The 22,400-nt window shown below is 53.4% G+C and carries 23 protein-coding genes; 11 read left to right on the forward strand and 12 right to left on the reverse strand.

Features of this window, described 5'->3' with window-relative positions; genetic code table 11:
- Positions 1 to 81: 81 nt before the first annotated feature.
- From NQ230_RS11900 to NQ230_RS11925, 6 genes are all read right to left on the reverse strand, one after another.
- Positions 82 to 1,773, reverse strand: a complete 1,692-nt coding sequence (locus NQ230_RS11900) for a methyl-accepting chemotaxis protein (protein WP_257257810.1) — start codon at positions 1,771 to 1,773, stop codon at positions 82 to 84.
- Positions 1,774 to 1,933: 160 nt separating this feature from the next.
- A complete protein-coding gene (locus tag NQ230_RS11905) occupies positions 1,934 to 3,052 on the reverse strand; it encodes an S-(hydroxymethyl)glutathione dehydrogenase/class III alcohol dehydrogenase (protein WP_047958543.1) in 1,119 nt (372 codons plus the stop codon).
- 31 nt (positions 3,053 to 3,083) lie between these two features.
- The gene (locus NQ230_RS11910) at positions 3,084 to 3,359 is read right to left on the reverse strand and encodes a metal/formaldehyde-sensitive transcriptional repressor (RefSeq protein WP_003857256.1); all 276 of its coding nucleotides are present in this window, start codon (positions 3,357 to 3,359) and stop codon (positions 3,084 to 3,086) included.
- A gap of 101 nt (positions 3,360 to 3,460) precedes the next feature.
- Positions 3,461 to 4,231: an SDR family oxidoreductase gene (locus tag NQ230_RS11915; protein ID WP_159514125.1), complete on the reverse strand. Its 771-nt coding sequence runs from the start codon at positions 4,229 to 4,231 to the stop codon at positions 3,461 to 3,463.
- A 55-nt stretch (positions 4,232 to 4,286) separates the two neighbouring features.
- Positions 4,287 to 5,486, reverse strand: coding sequence for an arabinose transporter (locus NQ230_RS11920; RefSeq protein ID WP_121423677.1), 1,200 nt, complete (start codon positions 5,484 to 5,486; stop codon positions 4,287 to 4,289).
- A 66-nt stretch (positions 5,487 to 5,552) separates the two neighbouring features.
- Positions 5,553 to 6,875: an amidohydrolase family protein gene (locus NQ230_RS11925; RefSeq protein ID WP_121423676.1), complete on the reverse strand. Its 1,323-nt coding sequence runs from the start codon at positions 6,873 to 6,875 to the stop codon at positions 5,553 to 5,555.
- 169 nt (positions 6,876 to 7,044) lie between these two features.
- Between NQ230_RS11925 and NQ230_RS11930 the strand changes: the two genes are divergently transcribed.
- Complete coding sequence (locus NQ230_RS11930) at positions 7,045 to 7,959, forward strand: LysR family transcriptional regulator (RefSeq protein ID WP_121423675.1); 915 nt, start codon at positions 7,045 to 7,047, stop codon at positions 7,957 to 7,959.
- A 117-nt stretch (positions 7,960 to 8,076) separates the two neighbouring features.
- Here NQ230_RS11930 and NQ230_RS11935 read toward each other — a convergent pair whose 3' ends face one another.
- Positions 8,077 to 8,385 (reverse strand): nitroreductase, encoded by a 309-nt coding sequence (locus NQ230_RS11935; protein ID WP_259385590.1) that lies wholly within the window; start codon positions 8,383 to 8,385, stop codon positions 8,077 to 8,079.
- A 121-nt stretch (positions 8,386 to 8,506) separates the two neighbouring features.
- On the opposite strand from NQ230_RS11935, the gene NQ230_RS11940 reads away from it, so the two are divergent.
- Positions 8,507 to 9,373, forward strand: a complete 867-nt coding sequence (locus NQ230_RS11940; RefSeq protein ID WP_257257812.1) for an AraC family transcriptional regulator — start codon at positions 8,507 to 8,509, stop codon at positions 9,371 to 9,373.
- Positions 9,374 to 9,596: 223 nt separating this feature from the next.
- Positions 9,597 to 10,187 carry a LysE family translocator gene (locus NQ230_RS11945; protein WP_257257813.1) on the forward strand — a complete coding sequence of 197 codons (591 nt, stop codon included), beginning with the start codon at positions 9,597 to 9,599 and terminating at the stop codon, positions 10,185 to 10,187.
- A gap of 5 nt (positions 10,188 to 10,192) precedes the next feature.
- On the opposite strand, the gene NQ230_RS11950 is transcribed toward NQ230_RS11945, so the two are convergent.
- On the reverse strand, positions 10,193 to 11,086 hold the full coding sequence (locus tag NQ230_RS11950) for a LysR family transcriptional regulator (RefSeq protein ID WP_193939668.1): 894 nt from the start codon (positions 11,084 to 11,086) through the stop codon (positions 10,193 to 10,195).
- A gap of 215 nt (positions 11,087 to 11,301) precedes the next feature.
- Here NQ230_RS11950 and NQ230_RS11955 point away from each other — a divergent pair, with 215 nt between their 5' ends.
- From NQ230_RS11955 to NQ230_RS11975, 5 genes are read left to right on the forward strand one after another with little or no spacing between them, the layout of a single operon-like run.
- The gene (locus NQ230_RS11955) at positions 11,302 to 12,108 is read left to right on the forward strand and encodes a MipA/OmpV family protein (RefSeq protein ID WP_257257814.1); all 807 of its coding nucleotides are present in this window, start codon (positions 11,302 to 11,304) and stop codon (positions 12,106 to 12,108) included.
- 10 nt (positions 12,109 to 12,118) lie between these two features.
- Positions 12,119 to 13,234 (forward strand): serine hydrolase domain-containing protein, encoded by a 1,116-nt coding sequence (locus tag NQ230_RS11960; RefSeq protein ID WP_257257815.1) that lies wholly within the window; start codon positions 12,119 to 12,121, stop codon positions 13,232 to 13,234.
- Positions 13,221 to 13,568, forward strand: coding sequence for a hypothetical protein (locus tag NQ230_RS11965; RefSeq protein WP_257257816.1), 348 nt, complete (start codon positions 13,221 to 13,223; stop codon positions 13,566 to 13,568). The genes NQ230_RS11960 and NQ230_RS11965 overlap by 14 nt, the downstream gene beginning before the upstream one ends.
- A 25-nt stretch (positions 13,569 to 13,593) precedes the next feature.
- Complete coding sequence (locus tag NQ230_RS11970; RefSeq protein WP_121423667.1) at positions 13,594 to 14,127, forward strand: DUF2975 domain-containing protein; 534 nt, start codon at positions 13,594 to 13,596, stop codon at positions 14,125 to 14,127.
- Between the two features lie 2 nt (positions 14,128 to 14,129).
- Positions 14,130 to 14,345, forward strand: coding sequence for a helix-turn-helix domain-containing protein (locus tag NQ230_RS11975; protein WP_024908393.1), 216 nt, complete (start codon positions 14,130 to 14,132; stop codon positions 14,343 to 14,345).
- Here NQ230_RS11975 and NQ230_RS11980 read toward each other — a convergent pair.
- Positions 14,300 to 15,262: a LysR family transcriptional regulator gene (locus NQ230_RS11980; protein WP_257257817.1), complete on the reverse strand. Its 963-nt coding sequence runs from the start codon at positions 15,260 to 15,262 to the stop codon at positions 14,300 to 14,302. The genes NQ230_RS11975 and NQ230_RS11980 overlap by 46 nt on opposite strands.
- Positions 15,263 to 15,352: 90 nt before the next feature.
- Here NQ230_RS11980 and NQ230_RS11985 point away from each other — a divergent pair, with 90 nt between their 5' ends.
- Together NQ230_RS11985 and NQ230_RS11990 are read left to right on the forward strand one after the other, a co-directional pair.
- The gene (locus tag NQ230_RS11985; protein ID WP_257257818.1) at positions 15,353 to 15,829 is read left to right on the forward strand and encodes a GNAT family N-acetyltransferase; all 477 of its coding nucleotides are present in this window, start codon (positions 15,353 to 15,355) and stop codon (positions 15,827 to 15,829) included.
- 134 nt (positions 15,830 to 15,963) lie between these two features.
- A complete protein-coding gene (locus NQ230_RS11990; RefSeq protein ID WP_032657256.1) occupies positions 15,964 to 16,236 on the forward strand; it encodes an ElaB/YgaM/YqjD family protein in 273 nt (90 codons plus the stop codon).
- Positions 16,237 to 16,264: 28 nt separating this feature from the next.
- Here NQ230_RS11990 and NQ230_RS11995 read toward each other — a convergent pair whose 3' ends face one another.
- The gene (locus tag NQ230_RS11995) at positions 16,265 to 17,728 is read right to left on the reverse strand and encodes an EAL domain-containing protein (protein ID WP_257257819.1); all 1,464 of its coding nucleotides are present in this window, start codon (positions 17,726 to 17,728) and stop codon (positions 16,265 to 16,267) included.
- Between the two features lie 276 nt (positions 17,729 to 18,004).
- Here NQ230_RS11995 and NQ230_RS12000 point away from each other — a divergent pair, with 276 nt between their 5' ends.
- A complete protein-coding gene (locus NQ230_RS12000) occupies positions 18,005 to 18,889 on the forward strand; it encodes a helix-turn-helix domain-containing protein (protein WP_121423663.1) in 885 nt (294 codons plus the stop codon).
- A gap of 35 nt (positions 18,890 to 18,924) precedes the next feature.
- Here NQ230_RS12000 and NQ230_RS12005 read toward each other — a convergent pair whose 3' ends face one another.
- Together NQ230_RS12005 and NQ230_RS12010 are read right to left on the reverse strand one after the other, a co-directional pair.
- A complete protein-coding gene (locus tag NQ230_RS12005) occupies positions 18,925 to 20,100 on the reverse strand; it encodes an HlyD family type I secretion periplasmic adaptor subunit (protein WP_029740549.1) in 1,176 nt (391 codons plus the stop codon).
- The gene (locus NQ230_RS12010; protein WP_257257820.1) at positions 20,097 to 22,277 is read right to left on the reverse strand and encodes a type I secretion system permease/ATPase; all 2,181 of its coding nucleotides are present in this window, start codon (positions 22,275 to 22,277) and stop codon (positions 20,097 to 20,099) included. The genes NQ230_RS12005 and NQ230_RS12010 overlap by 4 nt, the downstream gene beginning before the upstream one ends.
- Positions 22,278 to 22,400: the final 123 nt, after the last annotated feature.

The raw sequence follows: 22,400 nt of genomic DNA on the forward strand, positions 1-22,400 counted from the left end.
AGGGACCGCAAGGTCCCTTTTTTGTAGGTCAGATTTTGTAGGTCGGGTAAGGCGAAGCCGCCACCCGACACAACACGCCACTCAGAACGTCTCCCAGTTATCCCCGGAAACCGTTGCCGCCGGGCGCAACGGCGCGTTCTTCACCGCTGGTGCCGACACCACCGCGCGGCCCGACTTTGCACCGCTCAGACGAAACGCCCCGACCGCCTCGGTCAGACGCGCGCCCTGTTCTTCCAGAGACGCTGCCGCTGCGGAGGCCTCTTCCACCAGCGAGGCGTTCTGCTGGGTCACTTTATCCATCTCAGAAATCGCCTGGCTCACCTGGACAATACCGCGGCTCTGTTCGTCGGACGCGGCGGCAATCTCCAGCATGATGTCGGTCACGCGCTTAACCGCCTCGACGATTTCATTCATGGTATTACCGGCGGCGACAACTTCACCGGAGCCCTGGTCAATCAGCGAAACCGATTCGTTGATCAGGCTTTCAATCTCTTTTGCGGCATTCGCACTGCGGCTTGCCAGGGTTCGGACTTCGCTTGCCACCACGGCAAACCCCCGTCCTTGTTCACCCGCACGCGCCGCTTCTACCGCCGCGTTAAGCGCCAGGATATTGGTCTGGAACGCAATGCTGTTAATCACGGCGGTAATCTCAGAGATCTTCTTCGAACTGGTGGAGATATTGCCCATGGTTTTGACCACGCCGGAGACCATCTGCCCCCCGCGGCTGGCTTTACCGGAGGCATCTTCCGCCAGCTTGCTGGCATGATGGGCGTTATCGGCGTTCTGTTTCACCGTCGCGGTGAGCTGTTCCATGCTCGCGGCGGTCTGCTCGATGGCCGCAGCCTGCTGCTCGGTGCGCGAAGAGAGATCGGTGTTACCGGCGGAAATCTCGCTGGTGCCGCGGTAGATCTCCTCCGCCCCCTGACGTACGGTGCCCACAGTGTTTTCAAGCGAGTGCTGCATGGTTTGCAGATCGCGCGTCAGGCGGCCAATTTCGCTGCGCCCGGCCACATCGTCCGGCATCGTCAGGTCGCCTTTGGCGATATTCTCGATACGTTTCGCTGCACGCTGCAGCGGATTGATTACCGTACGGCGCAGCACAACAAAGGTCATCGCCGTCAGCACCAGCGCCAGGGCAAACGCGCCCACCATAAACATCAGGCCCAGCTGCGTGCGGCTGTGCGCCTGGGCCGTCAGCGCATTGGCACGCTCGGTACGGATCTTGATCGCCTTCAGCAGCACGGCGTTGTATGCGTCATCCAGCGGGCGCGCCGTTTCGTTTTCGTGGTTGATAATCGCTTCGAACATACCGTTTTTGGCGAATTTCACCATCGGCTGCATGCCCGCGATATAGGCGTCGTACCGCGCCTTGAGATCCTCATCCAGCGCTGCGCCCTCAGCGGTACGCACGGCACGATTCATGTAGGCGGTAAAGCTCTCCTGGGACTGCTTAATACGCTTTTCAGCCTCGCTGATGTTCTGCTTCATCGCATCCATCTCCGCGATACGGCTTGCCGCACCGGCGTGGATCAGGTTGATACGCGCGGTTCGCAGATGGTTTGAGCTATTCGACAGCCCCATACGCACCTGAATTTCGGATGTGACATCCTGCTGATCGCGATCGGCCTGCAGCAGGAAATAACCCGCCAGACCCGAGCTCAAGGCAAACAGAAGAATAATGCCACCGAGAATGGAGGAAAACAGCGGAACCAGCCTGATGTGATGCAAGAAGCTCAGCTTACGCTGCGCCAGCATCGAAGTAGTGTTGTCCATGACCGTCGACTCTCTTATAGGTAAGATGCGTAAAAACACGCGTGTTAAATAGTCATCGGCACGGTGGGGATTTAGATTACGGCTAAAAACGCCGCACTGGTCACACTTTAGAGAAGATTATTAAAGAAACGCCAGCGGTGAAAAACCGCTGGCAGAAGAGTTACTTGTCGCCGAAATGAATGACGGTGCGGATGGATTTGCCTTCGTGCATCAGATCGAACGCCTCGTTGATCTGCTCCAGCGGTAAACGGTGGGTAATAAACGGATCGAGCTGAATCTTGCCGACCATGGCATCTTCAACCATACCTGGAAGCTGGGTACGCCCCTTCACGCCGCCAAACGCGGAGCCGCGCCATACGCGCCCGGTGACCAGCTGGAATGGACGGGTTTTAATCTCCTGACCCGCACCGGCCACGCCAATGATGATGCTCTCGCCCCAGCCTTTGTGGCAGCACTCCAGCGCGGAACGCATCACGTTCACGTTGCCGATACATTCGAAGCTGAAGTCAACGCCGCCGTCGGTCATCTCAACAATGACATCCTGAATCGGTTTTTCGTGATCTTTCGGGTTCACGAAATCGGTCGCGCCCATTTCACCCGCCAGCTTGAATTTCTCCGGGTTGGTGTCGACCGCGATGATACGCCCGGCCTTCGCCTGCACCGCGCCCTGAATCACCGCCAGACCAATGCCGCCGAGACCGAACACCGCAACGGTATCGCCCTCTTTAACTTTTGCTGTGTTATGCACCGCGCCAATACCGGTGGTCACGCCGCAGCCCAGTAGGCAGACTTTATCCAGCGGTGCCTGCGGGTTTACCTTCGCCAGCGAAATCTCCGCGCAAACGGTGTATTCGCTGAAGGTGCTGGTGCCCATGTAGTGATAAACAGGCTCGCCGTTATAAGAGAAACGGGTAGTGCCGTCCGGCATCAGCCCTTTCCCCTGAGTCGCGCGAACCGCCTGGCAGAGGTTGGTTTTACCGGATTTACAGAACTTACACTCGCCGCATTCCGCCGTGTACAGCGGGATCACGTGATCCCCCGGCTTCAGGCTGGTCACGCCCTCGCCCACTTCCACGACAATCCCGCCCCCTTCATGACCGAGCACCGCCGGGAAGACGCCTTCCGGATCGTCACCGGAGAGCGTAAACGCATCGGTATGGCACACGCCGGTATGGGTGATTTTGATCAGCACTTCGCCTTTCTTCGGCGGTGCTACGTCGATTTCAACGATCTTGAGCGGCTGGCCGGGACCAAATGCAACTGCAGCGCGAGATTTCATCATGTCTTCCCTTTTTGTCAGGTGTGTGGGTTTATTTTAGATAAGAGCGCAGCAAATGGCCGACTTCTGCCATGCGTACGGCTCGCTGATCCGGCGTGGTTTCCCCCGTTACCAGCTCATCTTTGAGGTGAATTTCAACCATTTCGCCCATCAGGCCATTGGCAGCCCCGCGCACGGCGGCGATTTGCTGCAGGATGGCCAGACAGGGATCGCCCGACTCCAGCGCGCGTTCAAGGGCATCAACCTGGCCCCGAATGCGACGGACGCGAGTAAGAATACGTTTTTTATCTTCGGGTGAATGCGGCATACGCCCTCCTGATACTATAGGGGGGTATGGTACCTATTTTATCCTTGAGATGTAAACACTCTGTTTTTTATGGTTAATGCGCATTTCGTTAACGTTACGTATTACTCCGGCAGCGTTATCCCTGAAATCTCAGTACAAATATTAATGAGACGATCCTGCAATGCGACGTCGTGCGCCTGCAGATTAGCCGTCATGCGCTTCATGTGGTAGAAATATTTCCCCGTTACGTCAGCCTCAGAATCACGGCTGGCGGCAAGCCAGGCCTGGGTCAGGTGCGCCTGGTCCATATCGTCCGGGGCATTCGGCCCCCCCATCTTTGTCGGCACCCAACCAGGCTCGAGGCTGTTACTACGCACATCACGCCAGCGACGCGCCAGAGCAAAAGCCAGCATAGCGTCGTGCAGTTTGCTCTCTGCATAGGCGTCAGACCCATTCCAGCGACGTTTGCTCCAGAGAATATCATCCAGGTTTGCCCGGGCATGATGATGCATTCCAGAACTCAGGTAGACGAGGCGATGCGGACGTTCAATCAACGCGGTGAGGATGTAAGCCGAGAGCGTGTTGATCGCGAAAACATGCGGCAGCCCGTCGCGGGTCGCGCGATACGCTTCATTGTAACCAACGGCAGCATTGTGGATGACGGCATCGAAGCGTCCCAGGGCGTTGACACGTAATGCCGTTTGTCTGGCACCTTCAATTGTCTCCAGGTCACCGACAACGACGGCTTCAGCCTGGGGTAAGGCGCGTTGGGCATCTTCTGCGCGGTTCGCATTACGCGCGTGCAACACAACCTGATGTCCTTGTTGAACCAGCAGTTCGGCCGCCATCAGACCAAGGCCCGTTGACGAACCGGAGATGAAAATGCGTGACATATAATTTCTCCAGATTATTAAACCGACAGCAAGCGCTGCCGGCTCGAATGTTTATTCAGGATTGATGCATCCGAGACGCGCTCGCAATCAGCGCCCCCAGCAGCGCACAGACCGTACCAGACAGATATACAGCGGCATAACTAAACTGACCGGCGATCAGGCCAGCTACCGGCCCGGCGATTCCATAAGCGACATCCAGAAATGCAACGAATGCGCCCATTGCACTGCCGCGGTTGGCTTGTGGAACACGTCTTATAGCTTCGACGCCCAATGCGGGGAAAACCAGTGCACAGCCCAGTCCGGTAACCAGAGCACCTGCAAGTGCCATCCATTCATTTGAACCCAACCACAACATTGCCTGGCCAAGAGCTTCAACCACCAATGACCAAACTGCAACGCGATAGCCGCCTATTTGGTCTGGTAGATGCCCCAGGGCGAGCCGAACGAAAATAAAACCCAGACCAAACGCAGTCATCACCAAGCCGGCGTTCTGCCAGTGATGTGCTGCAAAGTACAATGAGGCAAAAGCGGTAAGCCCGGAAAGTCCGACCCCCTGCAGCATCAATCCCAGCCCTTCGCGCCAGATGCGCCCTACTACGCGATGGAACGGCAGCCGCGGACCTCCCGGCGATATATATGATGCAGTGAACATTGCAATCAGAGCGGCCAAAACCGGTGTTGCAATACAGGCAATCATCGCCATTGCGAGGCTGTAATGCTGATACAACGCCATTCCAACCGGAGCACCAATCGACAGCGCTGCAAACATGGCGATGCCGGTCCACGACATTGACATACCGGCGCGCTGAGGGCCGACGGAGGCAATTGCCCATGACACGCATCCCGTCACGAACTGACTTTCGCCAAAACCGGCCATCAGACGGCCTGCGATAACAATGCAAAGGGTGGCCGTAGGTGATAGCTCCGTTACCGAAGCCACCAGATACAATGCCCCTGCTATCGCTGAAAGGATTGCTCCCTGAAGAGCAGAGCGTTTACCTCCCTGTTGGTCTGTAACCCGTCCGGCATAGCCGCGGGTGAGCACGGTTGCCAGAAACTGGATGCCGATCACCAGTCCCACCACGAGGTTGCTGAAACCGAGATGTCCATGGATGAACAATGGAATCACCGGCAATGGCAGTCCGACTGCCAGATAACCAAAGAAAAGTGCGGCAATAACACCCGTTGCCGGGCGGGGAAGCAGGACGCGCGGGGAGTTATCCTCCGCGAGCCGCTTTATGGCGAGGGCTCCCATGTAAATATCCTTTATGAAATATGATTAAGAGGGTTGAACGGCCCGGTGTATCAGGCCGTTCTGTCATCAGGATGCTTTAAAAAGATCGATGTGATAGCCGCTGGCGTTGAGCAGGTAATCACGTGAAACGGTTATCTCTGTACTGAGCGCCGCCAGATCAATATCCACCAACTTGCCCGCACGTTTACGAAGCTGACCGGCCACCATCACGGTATCCACATCAGACCGCTCTATCGCCTGCACGACGGTACCAATTACGTTGGTTACCGGGAAAACAGCGGCTCCGCTGGTGCGAACCATGATAATGTCGGCCTGCTTACCTGGAGTAAGGGTGCCAATCTGGTCCTCCAAACCGGCCGCACGCGCGCCATTAACAGTGGCCGCTTTCAGGACGTCCTCGGCCGTGATGGGTGACGGCACATTGTCCTCACCACGGAAGCGACGGTAGCGCATAGCCGATCGCTGTTGCCCGAACAGAGCGTGCATTTCCCCGAACATATCGCTGCCAAAGGCAGTATCAAGGTCAATGCCCAATGCCGGGGTCAAGCCGCGATCAACAGCCTGCTGATAGGCAAAACTTTCATCGTCGAAGCCAAATAGCGCATCCGATCGTGGATTGACCGTGATGTTTACTCCTGAATCGGCCAGGAGCTTCCAGGTATCCTGAGGAACCCTTGAACAGTGGTTGAAAATGTTATGTGTGCCCAGTACGCCCGGAATAGCAAACTCAGGGCCGAGATTGGCGAGATCGCCGATGAATTCGGTCAGAATACGCATGTCGAGTTTGCGAGCGACCTTCCACCAGTCAAGATTGAGCTGACCAAACAGACCAACGTGCACCAGGCTGTCATTTGTGTTCCAGCTTCGCGAGAGTCGCTCCAAATCGGCAGGCAAATGCGCCGATGAAGCTTCTTTATCCATTGCTACACCGACCATATGTAACGCACGGATACCGCTCTCCTTTAGTGCATCTAGTGCTGCATCAGTGTGCTCGGGGCTGCGCGAGTTGTGGCAGGCATCAATGATGGTAGTAATACCGGCATCCAGTGAGGCAAGTGCCGTAAGCTTAGTACTCAGATACATATCCAATGGACGATAATGTTTGCCCAGTTTCTCTGCGACCACATCGATGTAAGCAAAAAGATCGTCGACATTTGGCATCATACGGCGCATTACGCCAAGCCACATGTGGTGGTGAGCATCGACCAGGCCGGGCATAACGATATGGTCAGTTGCGTCGATTACCTGGGCATCATCCGCCTGCAGTTCCGGACCCACAGCTGCGATACGGTCGCCATGGACGAGAACATCGCCCACGGAGAGGTTGGGTATATCGGCATCCAAAGTAAGGATGATGCCGCCTTTAAAAAGAGTGCGCGTCGTAGTCATTTCGTATTCCTCAGGGTTAAGAGATGCCGTTCGTTGCAAGGTTCGTCCAGCCGGAAACAGGGAGAATTGCTCCTGGCAACGAATTGGTTGACACAATAGGTTGCGCACCATTTTTGATAAAGGTAGTTTTATGCAAATTATATTTGATTAAATTCAAAGGTGGGGATCGATGAGTTTTGACGGACGGCTACTTTCAGGATTAAGCGTGTTGGCCGCAGTTGTCGAGGCGGGTAGTTTCAGTCGCGCTGGCGAGGTACTAGGACTGTCCGCCTCAGGCGTAAGCAGATCGATAGACAGACTTGAAGAGAGGCTCGGAGTGCGCTTGCTAAACCGTACGACGCGTACGATGAACCTGACGAACGAAGGCCGGGCTTTGTACGAGCGCGCCTCGCCACACCTTGAAGGTATTGAGGTTGCGGCAAGCTACGTATCCGGTGCCGCCATGGCTGTACGAGGATCATTACGGGTCAGCGTTAATCCAATTTTTGCCCGTTATATTTTGGCCCCGAAACTGCCTCTTTTGCGCGAACTGCATCCGGAACTAGAACTTACAGTAGTGCAGCAACCTGACGTAGGGGATCTTGTGACAGAGGGTATAGATGTTGCGGTGCGTTTCGGGCCGCAATTACCCTCAACTATTTCTTCGAAACTGCTATTACAAACACGCGTGCTCACTGTGGCATCACCGGAATATCTGAAACGGCATGGCCGACCGGAGCATCCGGAAGAACTTGTCACGCATGAGTGCATCCAGTATATCGATCCTCGCCGCGGAAAACCGTTTGAGTGGGAATTTCGTCGTGGTCGCGAAGTACTGGCAATTGATACTCACGGTCATTTGACGACAACCGATGTAGATCTGATGGTGCAGTCCTGCGTAAGTGGTGTTGGCATTGCCCAGGTACTTTCACTCAGCGTCACACAATTGATTGCTGACGGAGTGCTTGTCGAACTTTTTCCGGAATGGCCAGGCGAAACCTATCCGCTGTATATCACGCGGCCATCTCGTCGACTGCCCCCCGCTGCTGTCGAAGCTTTTATGGAATTTTGCGCTGAAATTTGCGCAAACCATGAAGCGAACTGAAAAAAAACTTTCAGCTGCTCGCCGCACTTTAGCGGCGAGCAGCTGATAGCGTCATCGATAATCACGAAATTTATCTGTTCACAAACATGACCCCATTCATTTATTCCTTATTCGATATTATTTAATCTGCTCAACATGTATGCTGACGTTCAGCCGCTTTGCTTCCATGGTTATTATCTTTTGGGCCAGACCCATATCGCCGCCATGCACTTGATCTATGAAGTGTTGAACAAGAGTCATCATCAAAAAATCCTTATTAGCCGGATAAAACTCCGTCATATCAATCCCACTATCCTGCAACTGTTGATGTGCGGTTCTCTCCGTTTCAGCAAGAATTTCGTCTACTCTGACCTGCATCTTGTCGATCTGCTCAAAGACAATACGGTTTATGATTTCGATTTGTTCAGGCTTTAAGTCCTTTTCCATCATTACCCCTCATAAAATTTTGTAGCTTAGAAAATTTGAATTATGACAAACATACTATAAGGCAAGATCGGTCAGGATTCTGGCCGTTAGGTGAGGCAAAGTGGGTCATCAGGAGGATGCAATGAACGATGCAATCAAAACGGCCTACCGCGAGCGCTTCACAATGGTGTGCGACTATATCGCCAACCATCTCGATGAACCGCTTACGCTGGAGAAGCTCAGCGCGTTAGCCTGCTGTTCGCCTTATCATTTTCACCGGCAGTTTCTGGCGTTTAGCGGCCAGCCTTTATATCGCTATATCCAGTGGCTGCGTCTGCGTCATGCTTCCTGGCGACTGGTGTTTAATCCTCAGGATAAGGTGATTGATATTGCGCTCGATGCCGGTTTCCAGAGCCCTGAATCGTTCAGTCGCGCCTTCAGAAACGCGTTTGGAAAAAGCCCGCGTCAGTTTCGGCAGCAGCCGGACTGGCTGAACTGGCACCAGCGCGTACCGAAAATGACCTTTCAGGAGCAAAAAACAATGGAAATTAAGATTGTCGATTTCCCACAGACCCAGGTGGCAATGCTGCAGCACCGTGGCAACCCGGATCGGGTTAATGACAGCGCGGCGAAATTTATTGCCTGGCGTAAAAGCACGGGCCTATCGCCAGTACACGAAAGCAGCACGTTTGGCATTGCCTGGGATGACCCGGCAACCACGCCCGCAGACGCCTTTCGTTTCGATATCTGCGGCAGTATCGCTGAAGCGATACCAGAAAATGAATTTGGGGTTTCGAGTGGCGAAATCGACGGCGGACGTTACGCCGTATGCCGTCACACGGGTTCTCTGGATACTATTTCCGCCACGGTGTGGGCGATGTTTCGCGACTGGCTACCGGCCAGCGGCGAAACGCTGCGCGATGCCCCGGTATTTTTCCACTACCTCAACTTCATTCACGAGGTGCCGGAACATGCGCTGCAAACGGATATCTACCTGCCGTTAAAGTGACTCTCCCTTATTGACCGCCATTTCTGCCGGGTGGCACTGCGCTTGCCCGGCCTACAGTCTCCTGCCAGCCTGCGCGATCGGTGCGAAAAATCAAACACACCTTTAGATAAAGGCCACTTACTCTGAGGTACGTTCCCAGATAGTATTCAGAAACATGACGAGTAAAGTCGTGACTTAATAGTACAGCTTCTCTAATGCAGATAAGCCAACCCACGGAGATAAAATGCTGTTCCTTTTCACAATGTTTATATTTTCACTGACGCTTTCATTTTCACCTGGCCCCGTTAATATGGTGATTATCTCGTCAGGGGCCGTTCACGGTTTTAGAAAGACCTTCTCATTTGTCTCCGGTGCAACGATAGGGTTTACGTTATTACTCATCTTTATTTGTTTCGGTTTTTACGCTGCAATCGAAAAATACCCTGTGTTTTTCCGGTATCTTAATATTGCAGGTTCTTTATTTATAATGTATCTGGGCTATAAGATAGCGTCGTCCCGGCCCGATATGTCATTAACAAAAACGGATGCACCCGGTTTTGTTCAGGGTTTTGTCATGCAATGGATCAACCCAAAAGCATGGACCGCGTGCGCCTCAGGGGCAGCGATGTTTTCCGAACCCTCAAACCCTGCGGCAGCATTCATCTTTATAGCGGTCTATTTTTTAGTCTGTTACCTGTCGCTTTCTGCATGGGCATTGATGGGAGAAAAGGTGTCGACGCTGCTCAGGAGCACACAGCAGATCCGTACGTTTAACGTGTTGATGGGCGGACTGCTGCTTATTACGGCGTGTTACATGCTCTCTTTAGCATTTTAAAACCTTTATAACGTGTGAAACTCAATCGCGTTATAAATATCATTAATCAATTTGTAGGCAATACTGCTGGTCGACATATTAGCAGGCCATACGGCATAGACTTTCAGCGGTTCTAATGACCAGTCGGGAAGTATTTCCTGCATTTCTCCACGCTTAACGTCCTCTTCGCTTAAATAGCGAGGAGGTGCGGCGACTCCAATTTGTTGCCTGGCAAGGGCATAAGCGGCTTCGACGTTATCTACATACACCTCAGGCGTATACGTTACGACAGCCACCTCCCCAGATTTATGCCGGAATTCCCGGTTATTCTGCCTCATACTGAGTCCAATCCACGGCAGTTTCGCCAGGTCATCAGGATGCGTAATCGTCGGGTAATGGCTGAGTAAATCACGGGAAGCGACTACCTGGCGCGGCAGCACAAAAAGATGGCGCGCTTTAAGTGAACTGTCCGGAAGTTCGCCGATTCGAAATGCAACATCAATACCGTCGGCAATAATATCTCTGCGCGTATCACTGTAAGAGATATTCAGTAAAATGCCCGGATGACGTTTTATAAAATCGGCCAGATGGCGGGTAAACGCACTCTTCAAAAAAACGGCAGGAAGAGAAACAGTAAGCTTATTCGCCGTTGATATTGAACGCTGCTTAAATTCAATGACCCCCTGCTCATACAGCGCCAGCATCGATTTGGCCGTTTCCAGCAAATTTGCGCCATCGTGAGTCAGAGAGAGTTTACGCGTGTTTCTGTAGAGCAACGCGCAGCCAAGATTTTTTTCCAGCTTTGATAAATGCGTGCTTGCCGTAGCGGTTGTAAGCCCTAACGCTTCTGCCCCACCTGAAATGGATCCTGCCTCAGCAATCTTTGCAAACACTATCAGATAACGGATGTCATCAATCATTTATCGTCCTGTTGCGACGGCGTTCCTGCGAACTTCTCATTCAATCATAGAGTTACGATATCGTACTTTCCTCCCCGGCCGCATCTCTTTTTATCGTGAGCGCGTGAGCACACCTACCAATTTTAGTGTAAAACAATAAATGTTTATTGTTTTACGATAAACACCAGGCTAGCCTGCACGCACTTCCCCTTACCCTTTGCCAGGAGAGGCATTGAATGAAAAGAAGTCTGCTGTATGGCGTGTCGCTCGCGGGGATCATGCTTTGCGCCCCCTTACACGGTGCGGAGCTGTCCGGCTACGCGGGTCTTGGCGTCGCGGTCAGTCCCGTTTATTCGGGATCGCGGCATTACGCCCCCGGACCGCTGCTGAAGGGCGGCCTGAGTCTGAAGAGTAAAGACTGGGGGCAATGGGATCTCTCCACGGAGGGGCTGGCATGGTCATTTCACCCCGATACCCCGTTTGCCGTCAGTCTGCTGCTGGCCTCTGATGAGGGTCGAAAAGAGACAGTTAACTATCCCTTCTCCGCTCGAAAAAACCGTGACCTCCAGGGAATGGGCGATATGTCCGACATGCTGATGGCGGGCGCGGAAATGCGTTATCAACGCGAGGACTGGACGATATGGCTGCGCGCGTTAAGCGCAACGCAAAAACACCGGTACGGTGGCGAGACGCAGCAGCTGGCGAGGACCGTGAACAGCGGCGTAAAGTCCACCCTCTGGCGCGGGCAGGACGTCGAATTTTCGGTCGCAGGTGACATCACCTGGGCGAACAGCGGCTATCAGCAGCGCCATTATGGCGTCACCGCGAGCCAGTCTCAGCGCACCGGGCTTGATGCCTATTCCCCATCATCGGGTTTACAGGAAGCTGGTGTTGATAGCGAACTGGTCTGGCACATCAGTGAAAATCTGGCGGCTGGAGTGACCGGTCGCGCAGCCTGCCTGCTTGATGAAGCGGGTAAGAGCCCGCTGGTTAACAGCCGCATGCAGTACACCCTGTCATCAATGATCCAGTACGAGTTCTGAGGCGCAGACCATGAATAAACAGTATGTATACAGCCGCAGGCGATTGTTAGCCGCAGGGGTGGTTTTTGTGTCGCTGATTGCCGCAGGTATCTACCTGCAGCCGGGCGTCAGCACGCCGTCCCCGCGCCAGACGGGTGATGCAACCATCGTCTCGTTCCTGACGCCACACCTCAGCGGTGCGCGTGGCAGCGTTGCCGTCGCACTTATCACGCCAAAGGGCGTGCAGTACGCCCTGTGGGACAGCGATTTTACAAAACAGTATGAAATCGCCAGCCTGACCAAAACCATGACCAGCAGCCTGCTGATTGAGGCGCAGCGACGCGGCGAAGCGGCGCCGCAAACCCGCGTCGGTGAACTTATTCCGGAGATCGCAGGCCCGGCGAGCGATATTACCCTGGCGCAGCTGGCTTCGCATCGCTCCGGCCTTCCGCAGCTGGCGACGTCGTTACCCGAGAAAGTTCAGGTGATTAAGACCATCATCCTGCGTGACAATTTCTGGAAATTCGATGAGGGGACATTAATAGACATGGTGAATAAAGCCAGCGTCGAACGCCCGGCCGGATTTGACTATTCCAACACCGGCTACGCGCTGCTGGGCCTGGCGCTGGCGCGTGCATCGCATCAATCTTTTGCTGACCTCCTGCAAACGCGAATATTCACTCAGGCACACATGACAGACTCCGTCGTTGCCAGTGATACAGCGCCCGCCTCTTCCACGTTCAGCCAGGGGCGGTCCGCTTCCGGCCTGAGCGAAGCGCCGTGGATCATGCACGCATTTGCCCCTGCCGGAGGCGTGCGTTCAACCATTGTCGATATGGCCCATTACGCTCAGTCGCTGCTGGCAGGCCAGCTCGCATGGAGCGACGCAATGACGCCGCAGTTTGCGACTGACGACCCCGATTCACGCGTGGGCTATGGCTGGTTCACCACGCGCATTCAGGGGCGCGATATCACCTGGCATGATGGTGAATCGTCAGGGTTCGCTTCCGCTATTGCCTTCGACCGAAAGCGTAAAAGCGCCGTGGTGATCCTGTCCGACACCGCGTGGCCGGTGGTTGTCCCGGCCATACGGCTGCTATTAACCCAGCCACCTTATACAGCAGAGGCGCATCATGAACTGGATTGATATTCTCTGGGCGATACTGACCTTCGTCTCGGCCCTGCTGTTTGCGTGCGGAACCTGGGCCGCGCGGTATAAACTTCGGCTGGTGAACACAATGCTGACCGTGGGAATAATTCTGTATAGCATGGAGATGTTGCAAACCATCACCCATCTGAATACTCCAGGTTACTTTTTCAGAATGCTCACCTGGGTGATTCAGGCGTCATATCTTGCCTTTAGCGTGTATCACGTGTGGCCAAAACCCTGGATGAAACACGGAGCTAACTGTCTGAACAGCGGCAAGATTGCCATCGCGCTGATGCTTATGTCATGCTTGAGCATGCTGCTCTTAAAATAATATGAAATATTCAGGAAGGTTCGACGTGAATAGTGCGAGAGATAAACTCAGTCTGGTGCTCATTGCAGGGGTGCTGCCGCTCTTTCTCATCCTGGTATTAATCACCCCTCTGTGGATCTATTTCACCGGCGAGTCGTTTTTTATTTCCACTCTGCTAAAGCTCGCTGAGGTTCAGAATGACTTTCTGGCGGTTTCGACGGTTTCACCGCTACGCCAGATCCTCCTGCTGGCGATCCTTTATCTCCCCGCGGGGCTGTTTGCCTTTGCTGTCTGGCAGGGAATGAGCGTCACGCGACAGGTTCGTCAAAAACAGATCCTCTCCCGGGCTCTGGCAAACAGCGTTCGCAAGATTGCCATCGCGATGCTAACCCTTGGGATCGCACTGCCGGTCTGTCGCTTTTTGATCCCGCTGACCATCGCGTGGCCGGGACATTACTACCAGGTCACCCTTTTGCTTGGGGATTTTGTTCTGTTATTAACAGGCGGTTTGCTGCTGGTAACGTTTCACTCCCTGGTCGAAGGGATCAAAGCGGAAGAAGAAAATAAGGAGTTCATCTAATTATGGCTGTCGTGGTTCATCTGGACAAAATGCTGGTAGAGAAGAAAATGACGTCCAGAGCACTGGCAGCCTTTGTGGGGATCACTGAGCAAAATCTGTCGCTGCTCAAGTCCGGCAAGGTGAAAGGGATACGTTTTGATACGCTGGCGAAAATTTGCGAGGCGCTGCAGTGTCAACCCGGCGATATCCTTTCCTGGGAGCCGGACAGCCCGGAATGACGCGCCTGCGCCAGCGTTTGCAGCTCCTCCTTAAGCCAGCGGGTTGCGCCCCGCTGTCCGCTGCGTTTATGTGAATATATTTTCACTTCGAACGTGCGTATCGAAAACGGTAAAGGAAAAATCCTCAGGTCCGCCGCCGCCGTCAGCTTCTCTGTGGCAAAACGGGGGATCGCCATCAGCAGGTCGCTTTCCGCAACGATAAACGGCGCGCTGAGCATCGACGGCGTTTTGATCGCGATTTGTCGGGTATAGCCCAACTGTTCGAGCCGCACGTCCAGAACGCCCTGCTTTTCATTCCATGGCGTCACCACCAGGTGTCGGGCTGCGAGATAATCCTCCAGCGTCAGACGCGTCCGCCGCGCGTTGCTGATAACCACATACTCATCTTCAAACCAGTCGATCTCTTCCAGTTCCGGGTGCCGGATATCATCCTGAGTGCTGAACCCCAGCGCGAGATCCACTTCGCCCGCCAGCAGTTCCGTCAGCGCCGGGCTGTGCGGCAGATAGCGCAATTCGAAACGCAAACCCGGGGCAGCAAGCTGCAGTTTATGCATCAGCGCGGGGAAAATGCACAGCGCGGTAAAGTCCGTAATCCCAATTTGTAAGCTTTCGGTACTGCTGGCCGGGTCAAACTCCGGCTGCGGGGTCAGCTCATGATTCAGGAACGACAGTGCGGAAGCAATGGAAGGCGCAAGCTGAGCGGCATACACGCTGGGGGACATGCGATGCCCTTCCCGAAAAAATAGCGGGTCATTAAGGGTGATGCGCAAACGCGACAGCGCATGGCTCAATGCCGATGTGCTCATCGACAGCTCATCAGCGGCAAGCCGAACGGAACGGTGGCGGTAAATCGCGTCGAAAACGGGCAGCAGGTTTAAATCAAGGCGCCTCAGCACCGGATGCATAATATTCATCATTTGTTGATTTCATTGCACTTAATTCTACGGACAATACTCCGTATGCTTAACGCCATCAATCGAAACACAGGCTAAAAAACAGGAAAAACAATGAGCATAACCATTCGTCAGGCCCGTCCCGAAGATGCGGCGGCAATTTACGCCATGATCTATGAGCTCGCGGTATATGAAAAAGCGCCGGAAGAAGTGGTGACCACGCCAGAGGAGATCCGGGAAACGCTCTTTGGCGCAGGCACTAAAACCGAGGCGTTGATCGCGGAATGTGAAGGTAAGATCGCTGGCTATGTCGTGTTCTTCACCAGCTATTCTACCTGGCTAGGACGCAACGGTATTTACATGGAAGACCTGTACGTTTCCCCGGACTATCGCGGTAAAGGCGCGGGAAGAGCGCTGCTGAAACATATCGCGCAGCTCGCGGTAAAACGGCAGTGCGGCCGCCTTGAATGGAGCGTGCTGGACTGGAACCAACCCGCCATTGATTTTTACCTGAGCATCGGCGCGCTGCCGCAGTCCGAATGGGTTCGCTATCGTCTTGATGGCGACGCGCTGCTGAGTTTTGCCGAATAACAGTGTCTCTCTGTGCGAGCCCCCCGCACAGAGATATATCCGAAAACAGCCCTGCCAGGTGCCGAAATTAACCTTTCGTCTCCCACATCCGCAAAGAGCGGCTATCCTTTAAATATCAACAAAAGGAGGCGAAAATGTCCGATCTCGGTACTGATAAAAACACCCAGTTTGCAGAAGACAAAGCAAAAAATAAATTTGATGAACTTGCAGGTTCTGCGCAGCAGCAGTTTGGTGAATTCGTAGATTCACCAAAGCATCAGGTCAAAGGTGCGGCTAAAAAATATGCCGCGCAGGCCAGCGATGCGGTTTCCGACGTCACTGAAGCTGTCAGAAATAACCCCCTCACCGGCCTCGTCGCAGCGGGTGCGGTCGGTATTGTTCTCGGCCTGTTGCTGGGTCGAAAATAATAAAAGGCCCTTCGGGGCTTTATTTTTCTTAACTGAACAACCTCACCATGCGGTCTAACTCTTCCTCTTTCACGGCGCGCGATAAATAATACCCCTGAAAGTTTTTCACGCCCAGCGCGACTAATTTCTCAAACTTTTCTTCACTATCCACCCCCTCCGCAATACAGTCCGTTCCGGTCATGTCGCTATAAAACTGTATCGCTTTAATCAGGTTATAGTCATTGTCGTTTGCCACAAAATGCTCAACGATGTCCCGATCCAGCTTGAGTCCATCAAAATGCACCTGCCGCACCGGGAACATGGTTTGATGATTAGAGAAACAGTCATCCAAAAACAATCGACACCCCGTATTACGTAAATGCCGCATGGTTTCAGGGATCCTTTTGTCCTTCGTCACGTCAATATCTTCTGCAAATTCAAAGACCAGCTTTTCAGCCCATTGCGGTTTGAGCAGCATGTCGATAGCCTTCCTTGCCATATCAGGCAATGCATTCCCTGACGCCAGGCGAGGCGGAATATTTACTGAAAAATAGTATTTGCCATTATACTTATTGATCCCCGACACGGCAGCATGGATAACTAACGCTGTTATTTTTAACCATATCTCATGATTTGAGATATCCGTGAGAAAGCTGGCTGGCTTGACGATTTTACCGTTTTTATTCCAGCGGATCAGTATCTCAAAACCTACGCCCTTTTTGTCACGATCGGTAATAATCTGATAGGCAGGGAAGATCTCTCTCCTAAGTAGCGCATTAAATATTTCCGTTTCCTTATCCGTGAATTCTCTTTTTTGACGCTGATGTTTAACTCCCCCTTTCGCTTTAAAATTGTGCGGCTCGTGTAACCATCGCTTAATTAAGCGTAATTTCAGCACACCTTCCTTACGGTGGGTATAAACCGTCTTATTAGAAAGCCCCATTTCGTCGCACATTTCTTTTACGGACATGCCGCGGTAGAAATTTAATAAAACGTCAATCTCTCTTTTTGTTAGCCACTTAAGATTTTCTTGCGAAGAATTATCCCTGCAGCGATCGCGTAATAAATACGAACGATCCTTAAAAACGTGATGTTGCGTATAAGAACAGGTAATAGCATCTGAAATACGGGCTATACGAATCAATGACAATTGATAACTGTTATTTAAAAGACTGCCCAGAGTGCGGTAAAGCCAGCCATCCGGTATGTCACCATACAGGGTGACGCGTCGAATAACGGGAAGCGTATTGAGCACGGAAGCCAGCCGCTTCAGGCTCTCCAGGAGATTGACGATACCTTTCCCGAGAAACGCTACAATATGAGCATTCTGATTTATAAGGATATTTTCCATATCCTGTTGGGATACCTCATCACCGTCAAAGTGAATATGCGAAGCCTGTATACCGTACTGGTTAAGGATTAGACGATATCCCTGGAACGTAAAACCGCAGGCTGAGATGACATATTTTTGTTCATCGCACGCCCCATTTCTCATAGAAATTTTGTGGGTCATAACCTGCTCCTGGGCACTGAAGCGCCATTTCCATTTGTGAATGCATAAAATTTAACGCACCTGTTATAAGCATTAATTTTACAGTACAGCCTCAGGCTAAGAAACAGTTATCAGCCGAACTCACAGGAACATCTTTGCGTTAATCACCGTCGTTTAAATATACTTTTCTTTGCAAATAACAACGGCAAATATCTCATTCACAGGGTATAATGACAATTCCGAAAAAGAAGACTGGACACTTCATCTATCGGCTCATCCAAATACGAGAAAAATGCTATGGATAATCACATCTCATCCAGGGCCTTGCTACATCGAAGGGATGTTATAAAGAACAATCCCCGATTCGGTGAGGCAATATTAGAGCACTACACAATTAATGACACCATCTACAAAAAACAGCCTCTTTTCTACAAGACCATGCTGCAGGAATCACGGTTTAACATTATTCTCTCTATGTGTTGTTTTATTTTTGGAAATCAGGCGGAATCCGTTTCAGAGATAAAAGAGTTATGTTCTCGCTATAAGATAGCCAGCCCCAACAGCGTTATTGCGATCATTACGATACTGAGAACCACCGGGCGCATCAAGACCTGGCGCTGCACGGAAGACCGACGCAAAACGAGAATCGCGCCAACCGAAAAAGGTTTGAATGAACTTAAACGCTATATGTCCGGCGCATTTTTGCCAGTCAGCATTCTGTATCCGGCATTTAATATTAATGTTAACCTGCTGGATAATGATATTTTGAGAAATAACTTCTTCCGCCGTGCGGCAGAATATCTTTTTCGGGGATTAACGTTCAGAAAGGTTTTGCCAGAAGTGGGGTTATTTATCGATAAGGATGGTGGCCGCATGATTATGCTTTATATTTATCTGCAGGCCATGAAAAATAAATCCGCTCACGGCGCGGTTATTGATTATTCGGCCAGCACGCTCGCAAAAGAATTTTTCGTTTCACGCATCCACGTCAACCGAATTATCAAATCGGCACAAGAGGCGGGTTATGTTAAAGATCGTGGTGATGGTCGGATGTCGATATACCCGGCGTTTATCGAACTTGTCGAAAACTATGCCGGTTTATATTTTGCGTATGTTACGCATTACATCAACGTTGTCCCTAAAGAGCGACGCCACGCTCACAGCGTGACGTCAACCGTATAATCCAGCAGGCGTTCGGTGTTCCGAACGCCATTCCCCTATCGTTCCCGCAGCGCCTCCTTTGCCTTGTTCAGCGGTTTTAACAGATAATCCAGAATGGTTTTGCTGCCGGTTTTAATATCAACAGTGGCAATCATGCCCGGAAAGACCGGAAATTCCTGACCTTGCTTATTGGTCAGATGGTTACTGTCGGTACGAATATAGACGCGATAGTAGTAGACATCCCTTTTGACCTCATCTTGCAGGGTGTCCGGCGAAATCATGGTCACTTCCCCTTCCAGTCCGCCGTAAATGGAGTAGTCATAGGCCGTAATTTTCACCAGCGCTTTCTGGCCAGGATGAATAAACGCCACATCGCGCGGCGAGATTTTCGCTTCGACCACCATCTGATCGTCAAGCGGGACCAGGCTCATCAGCTTGCCGTTCGGTGGGATAACGCCTCCCACGGTCGTGACGTCAATATCCTTCACGATCCCGCGAACCGGGGCGTTGAAGGTCAGCCGGGTCAGGGAGTCCTCACGCCCTTTCATCACCGAACGCTGGGCCTCAATCTCCGCATTGGCTTTCGCCAGCTCTTCACGGGCGCGAACGTAGTACTGGTTTTTCATCTCGGTGATTTTATTCTCAAGCTCATTTTTTTGACGCTCAAGACGTAACACCTCAACCTTGCTGGCCGCCCCCTGGGTCACCAGCGGACGGGTCAACGACAGCTCGCGCTGCACCAGTTCGGCCCCCTGACGCAACCCGGCCAGCCCTTTTTCGAGGCTCTCACGACGGGACTGGTAGAGCGCCGTTTCCTGTTTAACCAGCTCAACGTCGTCATCCAGCTCTTCCGGGAACGCAAGTTCCGTGTCGTTCACCTCGGCCTTCAGGCGCGCCGCCGTTGCCAGCGCCGCATTCAGACGAGACTCGCTCTCCAGCACGCTCGACTCGGTTTTTGTTCGGTCTAGCTGCGCGAGCTGCTGGCCGCGTTCCACAATGTCACCTTCACGCACCATCAGGCTGTGGATAATGCCGCCTTCCAGGGACTGAATGACCTGCTCATGAGAAGACGGTATGACCTTGCCGCTGCCGGTCGTCACTTCATCCAGATGGAACAGGCTTGCCCAGGCGATAAACACCGCCAGCAGGGCGAACAGCGACCATGCCACCAGTGACGAGCGCGGCAGGCGTGGCTCCTTCAGTCGGCTATTGAATCGAGAGAAATCATTCATGCCGCGCCCTCCTCGGCAACTGCCGCCGGCTTCATGGTCACGGTGCGCTGCGCGGCTTTCTGCGGCGCCATACCGTGCTGATGCAGGATCGCATCGCGCGGGCCGTCCATCACCACCTTGCCGTTTTCCAGCACAATGATGCGGTCGACCAAATCCAGAATCGGCAGGCGATGCGTCGCCACCACCAGCGTCCGGCGCTTACCCAGCCATTTGTGGAGATGCTGTATAAACTGCTTCTCGCTCATTTCGTCCAGCCAGGCGGTAGGCTCGTCCAGCAGCAGGATATTAGGGGAAGTGATCAGCGCACGCGCCAGCAGCAGCGCCTGACGCTGGCCGCCCGACAGGCCAGCCCCGCCTTCGTTGATGATATAGTTCAGCCCCATTTTCTGCTTGCGCACAAACTCCAGCGCGCCGCTGTTAACCAGCGCCTGATGAATCTCATCGTCGGTGGCTAACGGGTTCCCCATCAGGATGTTGTCCCTCACGGAGCCAAAGAACAGCCGGGCCTGCTGGCTAAGCAGCTGCATGTCGCGGCGCACGTCGGCCGGGTCCAGATGATTGAGGGCAATATCGTCGAGCAGGATGCTGCCCTGCTGCGGCTCCTGCATGCCCGCCAGAAGCTGTAGCAGCGTGCTTTTACCGGAACCATTACGCCCGAGCACCGCCACGCGCTCTCCGGCGCGGATCTGCAGCTTGCTGATGTTGAGCACGGTGAGTTTCTCTTCCTCGTCGTAATAAAACCCGACGTCCTCAAGTGCATAGTCGCCGCGCAGGTGGGCTTTGTGCACCTTTTTGCCGTGCTGCGGATCGTCAATCGGGCGCTGCATCAGGTCGTCAAGCCCCTTGCGGGCCACTTTTGCCGACTGCCAGCGCGAGAGCACGCCTGAGATCTGCGACAGCGGCGCGATAGTGCGCGATGCCAGAATCGAGGTTCCCACCAGCGCACCGGTGGTCATGTCGCCGCTGATGACCAGATAACAGCCCACCAGCAGTACCACCGCATAGACGATGGACTGCACCTCCTGCGTCCAGGTGAGCAGCAGGCCCGTCAGCCAGCGCTGCTTCATGCCGACGCTGGCGGCAACGTCGTTGGTGTTATTCCACTGGTTCAGGAAACGCTGCTCGGCGCGCATCAGCTTGATGTCTTCAATGCCCTGCACCGCTTCCACCAGCGTGGCGTTACGGATGGCGGATTCACGCATCCCTTCGCTGGATAGTTTCCCCAGCGGGCGCTGCACCAGCAGGCCGGGGATGAGCAGCAGCGGCACGGCGAGCAGGACCACCAGTACCAGCGGGCCGCCAATCATCCACAGAATAAAGACGAATAGCAGGAAGAACGGCAGATCGGAAATCGCCGCAATGGTGGTCGAGGTAATGAGCTCGCGCACCGACTCCAGCTCGCGGATCTGCGCGATAAAGGATCCGGTTGATTTGGATCGCGCGCCGTTTTTAATCCGCAGCGCGTGGGCAAACACGCGTTCAGAGATACGCAGGTCGGCGCGCTTCCCCACCACGTCAGAAATATGCACGCGCAGCATGCGCATGATGAATTCGAACACGATGGCGATCATCACGCCGCCAAACAGCACCCACAGCGTGGCTTCCGACTGCGACGGTACCACCCTGTCATAGACCTGCATGGAGAAGACCATGCCGGAAAGCGCCAGCACGTTGGCCACCAGCGCCACCAGCATAATGTCGCTGTAGCGTCGCCAGTCTTTCAGCGCCAGCTGCCAGAACCAGTTTTTCTCATAGGGTTTGATGTAATCGTCCACGCGGGCATCCGGCGTGGATTCAAGCGGGCGCAACACCATCAGCCCTTTTAACCGCATCCCAATTTCGTCACGCGTCAGGGTCGTCTCCAGCCCCGCGTCGCCGCTAAACTGCAGGCTGACGTTGCCTTCGCTGTCCATGCGGTTAATGACCGCGATTTGCCCGCCGGTGAATTCCGCCAGCAGCGGCAGGCGCCACGGATCGAGGGATACCGCTTCAGCCGCCACCATACGCATCCCCAGCCCAAGCTGACGCGCCATCTCCTCCAGCACCAGCTGGCGCGGAGACTGGCTTTCATGGTTAATCGTGACCCGAACATGCTCCGCCGAGAAATCCAGGCGATAGTGTTTTGCGATAATGAGCATGCCCTGCAGCCAGGGTTCGTACTGTGGATGTGTCTTCATATTGCTACGTCCTGTCCAGGGCGATAATTTCGCACTGAAATGATACCTTTACGGGATGATTAAAAATCGAACGCTTTCTAAACGAGCCCGCAAAATAATCTTGTGAAATATAGGGTTATGACT

Origin of the sequence: Enterobacter asburiae (assembly GCF_024599655.1) — a bacterium.
GTDB lineage: Bacteria > Pseudomonadota > Gammaproteobacteria > Enterobacterales > Enterobacteriaceae > Enterobacter > Enterobacter asburiae_D.

Coding starts and splice junctions, on each gene's coding strand:
- NQ230_RS11975 (WP_024908393.1), top strand. CDS start 14,130: ATGGCTGTCGTGGTTCATCTGGACAAAATGCTGGTAGAGAAGAAAATG.
- NQ230_RS11920 (WP_121423677.1), bottom strand. CDS start 5,486: ATGGGAGCCCTCGCCATAAAGCGGCTCGCGGAGGATAACTCCCCGCGC.
- NQ230_RS11945 (WP_257257813.1), top strand. CDS start 9,597: ATGCTGTTCCTTTTCACAATGTTTATATTTTCACTGACGCTTTCATTT.
- NQ230_RS11925 (WP_121423676.1), bottom strand. CDS start 6,875: ATGACTACGACGCGCACTCTTTTTAAAGGCGGCATCATCCTTACTTTG.
- NQ230_RS12005 (WP_029740549.1), bottom strand. CDS start 20,100: ATGAATGATTTCTCTCGATTCAATAGCCGACTGAAGGAGCCACGCCTG.
- NQ230_RS11900 (WP_257257810.1), bottom strand. CDS start 1,773: ATGGACAACACTACTTCGATGCTGGCGCAGCGTAAGCTGAGCTTCTTG.
- NQ230_RS11930 (WP_121423675.1), top strand. CDS start 7,045: ATGAGTTTTGACGGACGGCTACTTTCAGGATTAAGCGTGTTGGCCGCA.
- NQ230_RS12010 (WP_257257820.1), bottom strand. CDS start 22,277: ATGAAGACACATCCACAGTACGAACCCTGGCTGCAGGGCATGCTCATT.
- NQ230_RS11995 (WP_257257819.1), bottom strand. CDS start 17,728: ATGACCCACAAAATTTCTATGAGAAATGGGGCGTGCGATGAACAAAAA.
- NQ230_RS11940 (WP_257257812.1), top strand. CDS start 8,507: ATGAACGATGCAATCAAAACGGCCTACCGCGAGCGCTTCACAATGGTG.
- NQ230_RS11910 (WP_003857256.1), bottom strand. CDS start 3,359: ATGCCGCATTCACCCGAAGATAAAAAACGTATTCTTACTCGCGTCCGT.
- NQ230_RS11990 (WP_032657256.1), top strand. CDS start 15,964: ATGTCCGATCTCGGTACTGATAAAAACACCCAGTTTGCAGAAGACAAA.
- NQ230_RS11935 (WP_259385590.1), bottom strand. CDS start 8,385: ATGGAAAAGGACTTAAAGCCTGAACAAATCGAAATCATAAACCGTATT.
- NQ230_RS11915 (WP_159514125.1), bottom strand. CDS start 4,231: ATGTCACGCATTTTCATCTCCGGTTCGTCAACGGGCCTTGGTCTGATG.
- NQ230_RS11965 (WP_257257816.1), top strand. CDS start 13,221: ATGAACTGGATTGATATTCTCTGGGCGATACTGACCTTCGTCTCGGCC.
- NQ230_RS11980 (WP_257257817.1), bottom strand. CDS start 15,262: ATGATGAATATTATGCATCCGGTGCTGAGGCGCCTTGATTTAAACCTG.
- NQ230_RS11960 (WP_257257815.1), top strand. CDS start 12,119: ATGAATAAACAGTATGTATACAGCCGCAGGCGATTGTTAGCCGCAGGG.
- NQ230_RS11950 (WP_193939668.1), bottom strand. CDS start 11,086: ATGATTGATGACATCCGTTATCTGATAGTGTTTGCAAAGATTGCTGAG.
- NQ230_RS11985 (WP_257257818.1), top strand. CDS start 15,353: ATGAGCATAACCATTCGTCAGGCCCGTCCCGAAGATGCGGCGGCAATT.
- NQ230_RS11905 (WP_047958543.1), bottom strand. CDS start 3,052: ATGAAATCTCGCGCTGCAGTTGCATTTGGTCCCGGCCAGCCGCTCAAG.
- NQ230_RS12000 (WP_121423663.1), top strand. CDS start 18,005: ATGGATAATCACATCTCATCCAGGGCCTTGCTACATCGAAGGGATGTT.
- NQ230_RS11955 (WP_257257814.1), top strand. CDS start 11,302: ATGAAAAGAAGTCTGCTGTATGGCGTGTCGCTCGCGGGGATCATGCTT.